14 protein-coding genes and 1 other annotated feature are annotated in these 15,171 nt (G+C 35.2%); of the genes, 10 read left to right on the top strand and 4 right to left on the bottom strand.

Going from position 1 to position 15,171, the window contains the following annotated elements; all coding sequences use genetic code 11:
* Window positions 1-4 precede the first annotated feature (4 nt).
* The 4 genes from rpmI to NST60_RS24380 all read left to right on the top strand — a co-directional run bounded on the left by rpmI (window position 5) and on the right by NST60_RS24380 (window position 1,566).
* Window positions 5-205 carry a 50S ribosomal protein L35 gene (rpmI, locus tag NST60_RS24395; RefSeq protein ID WP_016201803.1) on the top strand — a complete coding sequence of 67 codons (201 nt, stop codon included), beginning with the start codon at window positions 5-7 and terminating at the stop codon, window positions 203-205.
* Between the two features lie 26 nt (window positions 206-231).
* Window positions 232-588: a 50S ribosomal protein L20 gene (gene rplT / locus NST60_RS24390; protein WP_016201802.1), complete on the top strand. Its 357-nt coding sequence runs from the start codon at window positions 232-234 to the stop codon at window positions 586-588.
* A 67-nt stretch (window positions 589-655) separates the two neighbouring features.
* Entirely contained in the window at window positions 656-922 is a 267-nt protein-coding gene (locus tag NST60_RS24385) for a DUF1294 domain-containing protein (protein ID WP_016201801.1), read from the top strand.
* 68 nt (window positions 923-990) lie between these two features.
* Window positions 991-1,566, top strand: a complete 576-nt coding sequence (locus tag NST60_RS24380; protein WP_101730662.1) for a TVP38/TMEM64 family protein — start codon at window positions 991-993, stop codon at window positions 1,564-1,566.
* Between the two features lie 64 nt (window positions 1,567-1,630).
* Here NST60_RS24380 and NST60_RS24375 read toward each other — a convergent pair whose 3' ends face one another.
* Window positions 1,631-1,984 (bottom strand): sigma-w pathway protein ysdB, encoded by a 354-nt coding sequence (locus tag NST60_RS24375; RefSeq protein WP_169188949.1) that lies wholly within the window; start codon window positions 1,982-1,984, stop codon window positions 1,631-1,633.
* A 272-nt stretch (window positions 1,985-2,256) separates the two neighbouring features.
* Here NST60_RS24375 and NST60_RS24370 point away from each other — a divergent pair, with 272 nt between their 5' ends.
* On the top strand, window positions 2,257-3,342 hold the full coding sequence (locus NST60_RS24370) for a M42 family metallopeptidase (protein WP_169188948.1): 1,086 nt from the start codon (window positions 2,257-2,259) through the stop codon (window positions 3,340-3,342).
* A 399-nt stretch (window positions 3,343-3,741) separates the two neighbouring features.
* Here the strand turns inward: NST60_RS24370 and NST60_RS24365 are convergent, their stop codons facing one another.
* Together NST60_RS24365 and NST60_RS24360 are read right to left on the bottom strand one after the other, a co-directional pair.
* Window positions 3,742-4,866: an AI-2E family transporter gene (locus NST60_RS24365; protein ID WP_016201795.1), complete on the bottom strand. Its 1,125-nt coding sequence runs from the start codon at window positions 4,864-4,866 to the stop codon at window positions 3,742-3,744.
* Between the two features lie 459 nt (window positions 4,867-5,325).
* Window positions 5,326-6,486, bottom strand: coding sequence for an ROK family protein (locus tag NST60_RS24360; protein WP_169188947.1), 1,161 nt, complete (start codon window positions 6,484-6,486; stop codon window positions 5,326-5,328).
* 281 nt (window positions 6,487-6,767) lie between these two features.
* Between NST60_RS24360 and xylA the strand changes: the two genes are divergently transcribed.
* A complete protein-coding gene (gene xylA / locus NST60_RS24355) occupies window positions 6,768-8,075 on the top strand; it encodes a xylose isomerase (protein WP_101730666.1) in 1,308 nt (435 codons plus the stop codon).
* A gap of 220 nt (window positions 8,076-8,295) precedes the next feature.
* Window positions 8,296-9,795: a xylulokinase gene (gene xylB, locus NST60_RS24350; protein WP_169188946.1), complete on the top strand. Its 1,500-nt coding sequence runs from the start codon at window positions 8,296-8,298 to the stop codon at window positions 9,793-9,795.
* A 38-nt stretch (window positions 9,796-9,833) separates the two neighbouring features.
* Here the strand turns inward: xylB and sspI are convergent, their stop codons facing one another.
* Window positions 9,834-10,040: a small acid-soluble spore protein SspI gene (gene sspI, locus NST60_RS24345; RefSeq protein WP_101730668.1), complete on the bottom strand. Its 207-nt coding sequence runs from the start codon at window positions 10,038-10,040 to the stop codon at window positions 9,834-9,836.
* A 259-nt stretch (window positions 10,041-10,299) separates the two neighbouring features.
* Between sspI and NST60_RS24340 the strand changes: the two genes are divergently transcribed.
* From NST60_RS24340 to pheT, 3 genes are all read left to right on the top strand, one after another.
* The gene (locus NST60_RS24340; RefSeq protein WP_169188945.1) at window positions 10,300-11,046 is read left to right on the top strand and encodes a TrmH family RNA methyltransferase; all 747 of its coding nucleotides are present in this window, start codon (window positions 10,300-10,302) and stop codon (window positions 11,044-11,046) included.
* Between the two features lie 179 nt (window positions 11,047-11,225).
* Window positions 11,226-11,472, top strand: a binding site (T-box leader).
* Between the two features lie 63 nt (window positions 11,473-11,535).
* Window positions 11,536-12,576, top strand: a complete 1,041-nt coding sequence (pheS, locus tag NST60_RS24335; RefSeq protein ID WP_341100619.1) for a phenylalanine--tRNA ligase subunit alpha — start codon at window positions 11,536-11,538, stop codon at window positions 12,574-12,576.
* Window positions 12,577-12,595: 19 nt separating this feature from the next.
* A complete protein-coding gene (gene pheT, locus NST60_RS24330; RefSeq protein ID WP_101730671.1) occupies window positions 12,596-15,010 on the top strand; it encodes a phenylalanine--tRNA ligase subunit beta in 2,415 nt (804 codons plus the stop codon).
* Window positions 15,011-15,171: the final 161 nt, after the last annotated feature.

Genomic DNA, 15,171 nt, shown 5'->3' with positions numbered 1-15,171 from the left:
CCAAATGCCAAAAATGAAAACTCACCGCGGAGCTGCTAAACGTTTCAAAAAGACAGGCTCTGGTAAATTAAAACGCTCAAAAGCTTATACTAGTCACTTATTTGCTAACAAATCTACTAAACAAAAACGTAAACTTCGCAAAGCTGGATTAGTATCTAAAGGCGATTTCAAACGCATTCGTCATTTATTAGACAACATTAAGTAATTTTTTCAATATAGGAGGGAAATAATATGCCACGTGTTAAAGGCGGTACAGTTACACGCAAACGTCGTAAAAAAGTTCTTAAATTAGCTAAAGGTTATTATGGTTCAAAACATACATTATACAAAGTTGCAAACCAACAAGTAATGAAATCATTAATGTATGCTTACAGAGATCGTCGTCAAAAGAAACGTGATTTCCGTAAATTATGGATTACTCGTATCAACGCAGCTGCTCGTATCAACGGTCTTTCTTATAGCCGTTTAATGCACGGATTAAAAGTTGCTGGTATCGAAGTAAACCGCAAAATGCTTGCTGAACTTGCTGTAAGTGATGAAAAAGCATTTGCTGAATTAGCAACAGTTGCAAAACAAAACTTAAAATAATTATTTTAAAAAAGAAGGTAGCCGATACCTTCTTTTTTTCTATATTTTTGCGAAAAGGGGAGAAAGTGTGATTACATACCTATTAATCTATTTAGTAGTAATTAATATACTCGGCTATTCATTAATGATGATCGATAAAAAAAGGGCGATAAAACATCAGTATCGGATAAGCGAACGTACACTGTGGATTACAGCGATTCTTTTTGGTGCCCTTGGTTTATTCATTGGCATGAAAAACTTCCGTCATAAAACTAAGCATGCTTTATTTAAGTATGGTTTACCTATCTTATCAGTACTAGAATTAGGGATTGTACTTTATGTACTAAATGTTTAGGCATATTCTCTTGTCTTTTCTTATACACTTTAATAACAGCATGATTCTTTAGGGCAGAAGGTGATAAGATGGAAGAGCAGTTATCAGTCCTGTTTGTTATGGTAGAAGTTGGTGGTATTTTAGCACCGATTATATTTATTCTATTCCATACACTACGGCAATTTTTATTTATTCCTCCCATACTAGTCTGTATTGCGGGAGGGGTTCTATTTGGAGTGACGCTAGGTACCATCTATTCTGTTATTGGCTTAACAATCAATTGTCTCTTATTCTATGCAGTTATTCACCGTTTGCCAAAAACACATCGGAAACTATCTACTCTAAAAAAAAGATGGTTTGGGGAATATCGTAATTTGACTCTGGGGCAAATTACTGTATTACGGTTAATTCCAGTATTTCATTATCATTTATTAAATTTTTGCTTGTTGGAAAAAAGGAAAAGTTTAAAAGAATTTGGAAAAAGTTCGTTTATAAGCAATATCCCATTAGCGTTTTTTTATACTATTTTTGGTCAGTTCATTAGCCAGTTTTCGATGACGATGGTAGTTATAATTATGTTTGCTTTGGCCGTACTCGTTTATATTTTACGGGAAAAAATAACAGTAATAAAATGGAGAGAATTTTTTAAAGAAGCCCCGGAGTAAAATAATGGAATAGTGGTAGAAAATAAACATAGAGTCTTGCTCAAAAGCAAGACTCTACGTGTTTTTATACCTCTTTAAATCGTGTCCATTCAATTCTAGCCTTTGGATATATAGACAATAGTGACTGTTCTATATAGGTTTTGTCTTGTTTTGACAACTTTGTATTATATGGATTAGCGGGGAATAGTAAGATGTGATCAACCTCTTTTGCTGTAGCGTATTTTTCCCCTTCCAGCAAATGTCCTTTATAGGTTAGTAAGAGGTTCATTCTAATATTATCCTTATTATCAAACAAATAAAATGTTCCACGCTTTTGCGCGAATGCTAGTCTTCGCTGTGGATTTGTTAGGAATGAAGCGAATCGAAACAACCCGTAAAAAAGAAAAGCGAGTAGAACAAATAACAAAAGCCATTTCATAAAAGAGCCTCCAGTAACTTAATTTTTCAGGATTAACTAATAGAATACGATGGAGTTGAAAAAAGGTTTCACTTTTTGAGAAAAAATATTTAAATAAATAGAAACAAAGAATTGATACATAATATAAGTAAGGGATTCTTTACTATACCCGTATGCATAGGAAGTTAGCCTACTTTGGTGAAAGATACACTTTGGTAGTATCTAATACTTTGTACTATAATTATTTTCTAGTATAATAATGAAGAAGTTATTTTATTAAGGGAGTCGAAGTAATGGTAAAATTAGATGAAACATTAACGATGCTGAAAGATCTTACTGATGCAAAAGGCATACCAGGAAATGAAAAAGAACCAAGAGAAGTAATGAAAAAGTACATAGCAGAATATGCAGATGAAGTAACTACAGATAATTTAGGAAGTTTAATTGCCAAGAAAGTTGGGCAAGAAAATGGGCCGAAAATAATGGTTGCAGGTCATCTTGATGAAGTTGGATTTATGATAACTCGTATTGATGATAAAGGCTTTTTATATTTTCAAACAGTTGGTGGCTGGTGGTCTCAAGTGATGCTTGCTCAACGAGTAACGATTGTTACAAGTAAAGGCGAAATTACTGGGATTACAGGTTCAAAACCGCCACATGTATTAAGTCCTGAAGCAAGAAAGAAACCAATAGACATTAAAGATATTTTTATTGATATCGGTGCATCTTCTAAAGAAGAAGCAATGGAATGGGGTGTAAAACCAGGCGATATGGTTGTTCCATACTTCGAATTCACAGTGATGAATAATGAGAAAATGCTTCTTGCGAAGGCTTGGGATAACCGTATTGGCTGTGCCATCGCAATTGATATATTAAAGAATTTACAAGGCAGCAATCATCCTAATATTGTTTATGGTGTTGGAACTGTTCAAGAAGAGGTTGGTCTTCGCGGCGCAAAAACAGCGGCGAACTACATTGAGCCGGATATTGGTTTCGGAGTAGACGTTGGTATTGCAGGAGATACACCAGGAGTGACAGAAAAAGAAGCGCTAAGTAAGATGGGCAAAGGTCCACAAATTATCTTATATGATGCTTCTATGGTTGCTCATAAAGGATTGCGTGATCTTGTTACAGATACTGCGGACGAGTTAAACATTCCTTATCAATTTGATAGCGTGCCAGGAGGGGGAACAGACTCCGGTTCGATTCATTTAACACATAAAGGTGTTCCATCGTTATCAATTACCATTGCAACACGTTATATTCACTCACACGCTGCAATGCTTCATCGTGACGACTATGAAAATGCGGTAAAATTAATTGTAGAAGTTATTAAGAAATTAGATCGTGAAACAGTAGATGGATTAACATTTTCATAGGATTATTTTAAGGGGAGTTTGATTTTTTAATCGAACTCCCTTTTTACTCTTAATTGGCATTAATAGGACACAAGAAAAAGCCCAAATACACTGATTTGGGCTTCCAGACTGTAGACAAATCCCTAAATTTTAGAAATAGAGGTGTGTATATAGTATATTTATTAGTCTCTTTGAATAGGATGTTGCTTTCCGCTTCAGGGGTTCGCTTTCCGTGGGGCTCGCGCTGAGCCGCTTCGGCCTTTGGCCTGCAGGGTCTCAGCTTCCTCGCTAATCCCACAGGAGTCTCCCCCCTTCCACTCCAAGCAACGCATGAAAATTCCATTTAAGTTTCTAAAAATCTTTTTGTCGACAAACTGAAAACCCAAATACACTGATTTGGGCTTCTGTAATATTGCTATATTAAATTTTAGAATCATTTATAGGAGGAATTTGTGTATTTAAAATGGCCGCTTTCCGTGCTTTAAGTAAGCGATTTATATTAATGACAATCGTTTTGATAGCAGCGTATGTTGGTACAGCAAGAATCATTCCTAAAATGCCTGCTAAATTTCCTGCCACTAATAAAAGGATAATGATTGTTGCTGGATGAGTATCCAATCTTTTTCCAAGAATTAATGGTGATAAAATATTCCCTTCAATTTGTTGAGCGATGGTAATAACGATAATAACAAGCAACGCTTGTGTTGGTGAGGTGAAAAGGGCAATGATAACAGCCGGCGCTCCACCAATTAATGGCCCAACATATGGAATGATATTTGTAACAGCAACAACTAAAGCCATTACAAGTGCATAATCAAGGCCGATAATCCAATAACCAATTAAAGATAAGGTTCCCACAAACAGTGCCACAATAACTTGTCCTTGAATATAGGCAGCGATTGTTTCGCTTGTATCTTTAATGATTTTTAAGCCTTCTTTTCGATAAGAAGATGGAAAGAATTTCGATAAGGCCTCTGGAAATTTACTACCATCTTTAAAGCAATAGAAAAGCAAAAATGGTACTGTCACAATCGTTATCGTGATATTTGTCATGGTACTAATGATTGAGCCAATTCCATTTGTTATATTGCTTGGAATCGTTTGAGCATATGCTTTTAAGTTTTCCGTAATATCCTCTATTTTTACATATTCTTGGTTCATAATCCATTTGTACTGTTTTGTATCATTTAAGTATTGGAAATATTTAACTGCATCATCTGCATATTTGGGAATATTGCTGAACAATTCACTGACCTGCTTACTAATCATCGGCACAATACTACCAATAGCTAAAATAATAATTCCGATCACGCCAACATAAAGAATAATAATGGCGAGTGTTTTAGGAATTTTATTTTTTTGCAAAAATTTAACGATTGGATTAAGCAAAAAGTATAAGAAACCAGTAATGATAATTGGCACAAAAAGGGTGGAGAACAATACGGCAACTGGCTTAAATAAGAATGAAATTTTGGTGCATAGATAAATAATCGCAGCAATGATGAGAATCTGCAGTAACCAATAATGAAATTTCTTCTTTGTCAAAATTTTTCACCTTTTTCATATTTTGTATAGCAAGTATAGCATACTCATTCTATTTCCTGTAAAGATTGTGATCATTATTCATAAACATTATACCATTCTTTAAATTTATCCCACTCTTAACGGACAGTAAGACTCCCCCCACTGATGGAAGTTTCACTTAATACTCCTATTAACGAGATGAGAGAGAGAAAAGTTTCATTAAATTTAAAAATAGCGAAGAGAAAAAAGAATGATGCAATCCCCATCTTTTTTATAAGGACTGTGCCATTCTTTTTATTTGGCTATTTTCGTAAAGTTTGTTGCGATTACCCGCAGCAGGAATACACTTCGCTTTCCGTGGGGCCCACGCTAATCTCGTCGCGTCTTCGTGTATTCCGGCTGCTCCATTTTTCCAACTAATTTTTTTCCTATTTAAAAAACAACAATCCTTTAGAAAACAACCTTTTATTTAAACAAAAGTTATTCCGCATTCATAATTTTTAAATGGGAAATATTTAAGAAATTACGAATGTTTAGCGCGGTAGCACCGAATAAAGATGCTTTAGAACCAAGACTTGAATTTTCAATGATAATATCTTTATTAAAGGAACTTTCCAAGTTATCACTAATTAATGAAAGTATTTCAGGAATTCTCCGAATGACAGAACTATTCATAAATATAACCTTGGGTGCAAAAAAGGTCATAATATTGTTTATTCCCTTTGAGAGGTTGTAGCAATGTTGTTGAACAATCTCTAGTACGATCGAATCATGAGCGTAATAGAGTTCAGCCAATAAATCTGGAGTAACATCGGATAACTGTTTTCTGTCTTTAAGTTGTTCAAGGAGTACTTTATCGGAACAATATTGTTCTAGACAGCCTTTATTTCCACAGGGACAACTTTTGCCGTTTGGATACAGAATGGAATGTCCAACTTCACCAGCTCTACCGTCTAAACCTGTGAACAATTGACCATCAATAATAATTCCTGCGCCAATCCCGCTGTGAATACTTAAACTAATTAGGTTATTAAATTCCGTTGAAAAAGTAGACTCTCCTATTGCTGTTAAATTTGCTTCGTTTTCAATATGAATAGGATAAGGATACAGTTTCGTCAATTCTTCATAAAGTTCTATTTTGTCTAAATCATAATAGGGTGTAAATAAGATATTGTTGTCGTTGACAATACCATGAATGGCAATGCCAATTCCGATAATACCATACGTTGTCAGATTGCTTATTTTCTCATATTTATCAATAATACTAGCAATATGGGAAAGGACATTCTCTTTTGTGATAAATGTACCTCTTTCTTTATTATAGAAAACCACTTCTCCGTCTAAATAAGTAACCATTGTTGAAATGAAGTCATAGCCAAGCTCGATGGCAATCGACAGACCTGCTTTATTATTTAATTGTAGAAGAATAGGTTTTCTTCCACCAGAATGGCTACTTGCTCCGATTCCGATTTCTTCAATAAGTTTATCCTCGAGTAACTTCTTTGTTATATCAGAAACGGTTGCTTTATTTAAACCAATATTGGATGAGAGGCTCGCTCGAGAAATCGGGGCATGTTGAACAATTTGCTCCATTACAAGAGAAGCATTTTGTTCTCTAATTACATATTTATCTGTGACCATTATTTTCCTCCAAACTGATTAATCACCTTTTAACGATGTTCATATTGTTAGGTTACCATACTAATTAAAATACTTCTATCTAATTTCCAAATAAAATTGTAAAAAAGCTATTGTAAGCGCTTGACAAAAAACTCTGTTGGATTTATGATTAATTCAGTTAGTATGTTGAACTAACAAATTAAATGTGGTTTAATAGATTAGTAGAGAAATGGAATTGCTACTTAGAAAAAAGTAAGTTAAAAATGAAAAATATCTTTTATAACAATTAGGAGGGAATTAGAATGGAATTTTTTCCAATGATTAAAAAAGTAAAATATGAAGGAACAAAAACAGAAAATATTTTTGCGTATCGTCACTACAATCCAGAGGAAGTAGTATTAGGAAAAACAATGAAAGAACATTTACGATTCAGCATGGCATGGTGGCATACATTAACACAAGATGGATCCGATCCATTCGGGGCAGCTACAAATGTTCGTAACTGGTTTGGCGAAACGCCAATGGAAACAGCAAAAAATCGAGTAGAAGCTGGCTTTGAATTAATGGAAAAAATGGGCTTTGAATTCTTTTGCTTCCATGATGTAGATATTGCTCCAGAAGGTGAAACTCTTCAAGAGTTCTTAAACAACTTAGATGTAATTACAGATTTAATTAAAGAAAAAATGGATCAAACAGGCATTAAATTACTATGGAATACAGCAAATATGTTTACAAACCCTCGTTTTGTACATGGTGCAGCTTCTTCATCTAATGCAGAAGTGTTCGCATATGCTGCAGCACAAGTGAAAAAAGGATTGGAAATTAGCAAAAAGCTTGGCGGCAAAAATTATGTATTCTGGGGTGGCCGTGAAGGATATGAGTCTCTACTAAATACGGACTTACAATTAGAACAAGATAATATGGCTCGTCTTTTCCATATGGCTGTTGAATATGCAAAAGAATTAAATCATGAAGTTCAATTCTTAATTGAGCCAAAACCAATGGAACCATCAAAACACCAATATGATTTTGATGCAGCTACTACAATGGCATTCTTACAAAAATACGATCTTGATAAATACTTTAAGTTAAACTTAGAAGCAAACCACGCTACATTGGCAGGACATACTTTTGAACATGAAATGGCAGTAGCAAGAAGCTATAATGCACTTGGATCTCTAGATGCAAACCAGGGGGATATAATGCTTGGATGGGATACAGATGAGTTCCCAACTAACATCTATGATACAACTCTAGCAATGTATCAAGTGCTAGAAAATGATGGAATTGCTCCTGGTGGTATCAACTTTGATGCAAAAGTACGCCGTTCTTCATTCTCAATGGAAGATTTAATTCTTGCACATATCGCTGGTATGGATACTTTTGCACGCGGTTTAAAATCAGCGGCAAAATTAAAAGAAGATGGATTCTTCGATAAAGAGATTGAACGCAGATATAAAAGCTATACAACTGGTATCGGTAAATCAATTGTAGAAGGAAAAGAAAACTTAAAAACATTAGCAGAGTATGCATTACAGCATGATCAAATTGAAAACGAACCAAATCATCTAGAATTCTTAAAATCTCGTTTAAACGATTATTTAGTTTAATAGAATATAAAAAATGGCAGTTTTCTAAAACAATAAAAAAATAAAAAGGTAACACCAATAAAGGGGTGTCTCAGGTAGAAGGAGCTGGCATCACAAGTATATTCATTAGTAGTAGCTTATTAAGACAAATCTACTAGATATACATGTTGAAGTCTGAATCTCTAAGTGAGACATCCCTTTGTTCCTTGTTTTCACTCTACTTATGAAAGGAGCAATTAACATGTCATATGTAATTGGAATTGATTTAGGGACTAGTTCATTAAAAGGCTTACTAGTGGATAAAGAAGGAAATGTGCTTATAACAAAAAGCTCTGAATACGAGCTTTTAACTCCACAGCCAAAGTTTAGTGAGCAAAATCCTAATGTTTGGATTGAAGCATTAGATATTGTGCTAAAAGAAATTATTGAAGCGTTTCCAGAAGCAGCGTCCAAGACGGAAGGGATTAGCTTTTCTGGACAGATGCATAGCTTAGTTTTATTAGATGAAAATGGAGCACCGCTAAGAAACGCCATTTTGTGGAATGATGTAAGAACAAGTAAGCAATGTCAAAATATAATGGATAAAGCAGGACAGGAAGTTATTCACATCACGAAGAATAAAGCGTTAGAAGGTTTTACTTTGCCTAAACTGCTATGGGTAAAAGAAAATGAACCGACTATATGGGAACATGCTAAGCACTTCCTATTACCTAAAGATTATTTAGGTTTCTATTTAACCGGCAATAAGCAAATGGAGTATTCAGATGCTGCAGGAACATTATTACTAAATGTAGAAGAAAAGGTTTGGAGCGAATCAATTGCTGAATTATTTGAGCTACCGCTATCCATTTTCCCTAAGCTTGTAGAGTCCTCTGAGCAGATAGGCATAATCAAAAAAGAGCTTGCAGAGAAGTTTGGGTTTACAACCGACATTGCTGTTTTTTCAGGTGGTGCTGATAACGCCTGTGCAGCAGTAGGCGCAGGGATCGTAGAAGAAGGGATGGGATTAGCTAGTATCGGGACATCTGGTGTATTCCTTTCTTATGAACCAGATGGACAACAAGATTACGAAGGAAAAGTTCATTATTTCAATCATGCGATAAAGAACAGTTTTTATTCTATGGGTGTAACATTATCTGCTGGATATAGTTTAAACTGGTTTAAAAATACATTTGCCGCAGATAAAAGCTATGACCAGCTTCTTTCTAATATGGATAATGTAGCAATTGGTTCGGATGGTTTATTGTTTACTCCTTATATTATGGGAGAAAGAACACCATATACAGATAGCCAAATTAGAGGAAGCTTTATCGGAATGGATACAAGACATACATTAGATAATTTTGCCCGCGCTGTTGTAGAAGGAATCACTTTTTCGTTGAATGATAGTAAGATTCTTATGGAGGAAAATGCGAATAAGCAGTTTACTCGTATTGTCTCTGTAGGGGGAGGAGCGAAAAATAGTGATTGGCTCCAAATACAAGCTGACGTTTTTAATGCACCAGTGGTTAATTTGACAGTGGAACAAGGACCAGGATTAGGAGCAGCTATGATTGCAGCAGTTGGATTAAGCTGGTTTCCAACGATGAATGAATGTGTAGATAAATTTGTCCACTATAAAGAAGAGTTTTTACCAAATCCTGAAAATGTAAAGAAATATAAAAAGGTATATGAGATTTATAAAGGAGTATATGCTGCAACAAAAGAAACTACCCATAAACTCCATGCACTAAATGACTAATTTAACCTAAAAAGAAGGAGATCTCTCCTTCTTTTTAATCATTTTAAACCATTTTCTAATGTTTGCAGCATTTCTGTTTTATCCTCTTCCGATGAATTCTTCCAAATTACTTCAAATAAAACGCCTAAGCCAGGCAACATTTTTTCTTCCCCATTTTGGATAGCATCCACGATTGTATCCTTTAATTCATCCTGAGAATTGCCAGCTACATTATGGATGATCGCATTTCGTAAATTTAAATTCATAAAATAAGCACCCTTCTTTCCATTATTATCTCTCAACGTCAGCTCTAAGAATTTGTAAATGATATAGATAGACGTTTTTGAAGAACATATCTATTTTTTATCATTTCACCAATGACGTTTATTATGTATTTTATTTACGATATAATAAAGGAATATGAAAAAAATTTAAACTTAGGCTGCTAAAATTAGTAACAAACTATACAAACATCCTAAATGAAAGAATATGAGAACAGATAGTGATTATGAAGGAGAATAGTAAGTGAAGCACATACTTTCAGTGAAAAATCCACAAGTTAAAGAATGGAAGAAAAGGTTAACGAAAAAAGAAAGAGAGAAGACAGGAACGTTCTTGGTAGAAGGTTTCCACTTAGTGGAAGAGGCTTTTAAAGCAGAGGCTATTATCGATTTAATTATTTCAGAAGAAATTGATGTTCCTTCTTGGGATTATGGAGATATACCAATAACGATTGTAACGAAAGAAATTATTAAGGAATTATCGGATACGGAAACGCCACAAGGAATTTTTGCTTTATGCAGACAACTTGATTATCCAGAAATCCTGTCTACAGCCCAAACCTTTATTGCGATTGATCAAGTACAAGACCCTGGTAACATGGGAACCATTATCCGAACAGCAGATGCAGCAGGGGTGGATGCTGTTATAATTGGAGAAGGGACAGTAGATATTTACAACCCGAAAGTAGTCCGATCAGGGCAAGGCAGCCATTTTCACCTGCCTATTGTAAAAACAAATTTGTCTGCCTTTATTGATGCTTTAAAAGAAAGACATATTCCTGTTTATGGAACAGCCCTTGAAAATGGTAGAAACTATCGAGAAATAGAAAAGACAGATACTTTTTGTTTAATCTTGGGCAATGAGGGTAGTGGTGTAAGCAAACAAGTATTAAGCAAGACAGATACTAATTTGTATATACCAATCCATGGAAAAAGCGAATCCCTAAACGTCGCTGTTGCAGCAGGAATTTTAATGTATTATTTTAAATAGACTGATTTCTAACGGTACGCATTTATTGAGTTGGAAGCAGCATTTGAAAATAAAATAATGTGGGGCGGAAGAGGCACTCGTTCGACTCTTATGGGAAATGCGAGAAAGTCTGAGTTCAAACTAAAAAGGCATTTGAAAACTGAATAGATATATATTATAATTAAAACCAAATTACATGAATAAAGACATTGATGGAGAAAAGTAATAGATGATTTTTAATGTAGGAAGAAAATGCCGTAGACTGAAAGCATTTTTATTAAAAGCATTTATGAAGTTCACCTCCTGAGTCGGCATCGGGACCATTTTTCTTTTAGAAAGGTGTAAAGATGTACCGGTATAGACTACCGTTATCCAAATGAAGTGAACTTGTTTTATATACATACAAGTTAATTAGGGTGGTACCGCGACAATAACCTCGTCCCTTTTTTGGGGATGGGGTTTTTTTATGCCAATTTTCATGCGAAAACAATATATTAAGGAGGAAATGTAATGGAAGATAAATTAAAAGAACTGCAAGCTGAAGCGCTAACACGCATTGAAAACAGTAATGATATGAAAGAATTAAATGAAATTCGTATTGCATACTTAGGTAAAAAAGGTCCGATCACAGAAGTGTTAAAAGGGATGGGCAAACTATCTGCAGAAGAAAGACCAAAAATGGGTGCGTTAGTGAATGTAATTCGTGATGAAATTACTCATCACATTGAAGCAAAACAAAAAGCATTAGAAGAAGCAATTGTCCATGAAAAAATTGCTTCTGAGACAATTGATATTACATTACCTGGACGTCCAGTCGCTGTGGGGAATCACCATCCACTTACAAGAGTAGTGGAAGAAATTGAAGATCTCTTTATTGGTATGGGTTATACCATTGAAGAAGGACCAGAGGTAGAAAATGATTACTATAATTTTGAAGCCTTGAATCTTCCTAAAGATCACCCAGCTAGGGATATGCAGGATTCATTTTATATTACAGAAGAAACATTGCTTAGAACACAAACTTCCCCAATGCAAGCAAGAACGTTAGAGAAGCATAAAGGGAAAGGTCCAGTCAAAATTATTTGTCCTGGTAAAGTATATCGTCGTGATAATGATGATGCGACTCATTCCCACCAATTTATGCAGATTGAAGGGCTTGTAGTAGACGAAAACATTCGTATGAGCGATTTAATTGGGACACTTGAAGTTTTTGCGAAGAAAATGTTTGGAGAAGAAAGAGAAATCCGCTTACGTCCAAGCTTTTTCCCATTTACTGAGCCTTCCGTTGAGGTAGATATTTCTTGTTTCATCTGTAAAGGTGCAGGATGTAGTGTGTGTAAAAAAACAGGGTGGATCGAAATCTTAGGAGCCGGAATGGTTCATCCAAATGTATTGGAAATGTCCGGATTTGACTCGAAAAAATATTCTGGGTTTGCTTTTGGAATGGGTCCTGAGCGAATTGCTATGTTGAAATATGGAATTGATGATATCCGTCATTTCTATACAAATGATGTGCGTTTCTTAAAACAATTTTCAGTACCGGAATATTAATAGGGGTGGAGGAGAAAAAATGTTAGTATCCTATAATTGGTTAAATGAATATGTAGATTTAAATGGCATTAGTCCTGATGAATTAGCAGAAAAAATTACAAAGAGCGGTATCGAAGTAGAAGGTGTCGAGATTCTCGATGAAGGTATTAAAAATGTAGTCATTGGTTATGTTGTGGAGCGTGAGCAACATCCAAATGCAGACAAATTGAATAAATGTTTAGTAGATGTTGGAGAGGGCGATCCAATACAAATTATCTGTGGTGCTCCCAATGTAGATAAGGGCCAAAAAGTTGCTGTTGCAAAAGTAGGAGCAGTTCTTCCAGGCAACTTCAAAATAAAAAAAGCAAAGCTTCGTGGAGAAGAATCAAACGGAATGATTTGTTCCTTGCAAGAGCTTGGCATCGAAGGCAAGATGGTTGCCAAAGATTATGCACAAGGTATTTTTGTCTTCCCTAATGATGTTGAAGTTGGAAAGAATGCGTTAGAATATTTACAACGAAATGATGCAGTTTTAGAACTTGGCCTAACACCTAACCGTGCAGATTGCTTAAGCATGCTTGGTGTAGCTTATGAAGTAGCGGCAATTTTAGAAAAAGAAGTAAAATTACCTGATACGAAATATCCAACTATTAATGAGAAAGCATCTGATTATATTAAAGTTTCTGTTGAAGAGAATGCAGCTACGCCATTATATACAGCAAGAGTAATTAAAAAGGTTAAAATCGCTCCATCTCCATTATGGATGCAAGGAAAATTAATGGCAGCAGGAATTCGTCCACATAACAATGTGGTAGATATTACGAACTATATTTTATTAGAATATGGTCAACCGTTGCATGCTTTTGATTATGATAAAATTGGTTCAAAAGAAATTCTAGTAAGAAGAGCACAAAGTGGAGAAAAGATTACGACGCTTGACGAAACAGAAAGAACATTATCAGTGGATAATCTACTTATTACGAATGGAAAAGAAGGAATTGCAGTTGCGGGAGTAATGGGTGGCGCAAATTCTGAAGTACAGTCTGATACGACAACTGTTTTATTAGAATCTGCTTATTTTGACAGTAAAGTAATTCGCAGATCATCAAAAGTAATTGGTTTAAGAAGTGAAGCAAGTGCAAGATATGAAAAAGGTATTGATCCAAATCGAGTACGACAAGCGGCAGATAGAGCTTGCCAATTATTACATTTATATGCAGGCGGAGAAGTGCTTGAAGGGGAAGTAGCAGTTGATACATTAACTGCTGAACCAAAAGTAGTTTCGATTACGCTAGAAAAAATTAATCAAACATTAGGAACCTCTTTAGAGACGAATGGAGTAACAGCTATTTTTGATAGTCTTCAATTTACAACACAAGTGGAAGGCGATACATTCACAATAACTGTTCCGACAAGAAGAAATGATATTGTTATCGAGGCAGATCTAATAGAAGAGGTTGCACGTCTTTTTGGTTATGATAACTTACCGAAAACATTGCCAATTGGCGCAGCTACACCAGGTGCTTTAACTGCTTATCAGAAAAAGCGTCGTATGGCACGTAGATATTTAGAATCCGCTGGGTTATATCAAGCAATTACGTATTCTTTAACAAATGAAGCAAAAGTGCATAGTTTTGCTTTAGAGAAAAGAAATCCAATTAAACTTGCGATGCCTATGAGTGAAGAACGTGCGTTATTACGTCAAAGTATTGTACCACAGCTATTAGAAGTGCTTAAATATAATGCAGCAAGACAAAATGAAAATATAGCTGTTTATGAAACAGGTGTTGTTTTCTTAGCGAATGGAGAACAAGAGCTTCCAGAGGAAAGAGAACATTTAGCTGGTGCTGTTACAGGTATTTGGAGCACTCACCAATGGCAAGGAGAAAAGAAAACAGTTGATTTCTTCGTTGTAAAAGGTGTATTGGAAGGTTTGTTCCAAAAATTAGGCATTCTTGAGCAAATTACGTTCACTAGAGCGGAATTGGAAGGTATGCATCCAGGAAGAACAGCCGAAATAGTCCTTAATGGAGAGGCAATTGGGTTTGTCGGTCAAGTTCATCCACAAATGCAAAAGGATTTAGATTTAAAAGAAACATATTGTTTTGAACTAGACTTGATTAAATTATTCGCTGTAGAAGTAGAAGCATTACATTATACTTCTATTCCTCGTTTCCCATATGTAACAAGAGATATCGCACTCGTTGTTGATAAACAAATTTTAGCGGGCAACCTTCAAGACATTATTATTGAAGCTGGTGGGAAATTGTTGAAAGATGTGCAAGTGTTTGATTTATATGAGGGAGAAAAAATGGAAGAAGGGAAAAAGTCAATTGCTTTCTCTTTGACGTATTTTGACCCAGAACAAACATTAACTGATGAAATGATCAGTAAAGCCCATGAAAAAGTGCTTGAAGCAGTGAAAGAAAAAGCTGGTGCTTCGTTAAGAGGCTAATGAATAGGAAAAACATCTCGGAGTGATACGCTGAGATGTTTTTTTATTGGCTGTTTTCTAAAGGATTGTTGTTTATTCAATGGGAAAAAAGAATTAGTTGGAAAAATGGAGCAGCCGGAATACACGAAGACTCCTGTGGGATTAGCGAGATTGTCTGAGAC

Origin of the sequence: Niallia sp. FSL W8-1348, assembly GCF_038006745.1 — a bacterium.
Classification (GTDB): Bacteria; Bacillota; Bacilli; order Bacillales; family Cytobacillaceae; genus Niallia; species Niallia alba.
Note: the sequence above shows the minus strand (reverse complement) of the source record. Positions and strands in the feature narration are given on the sequence as shown.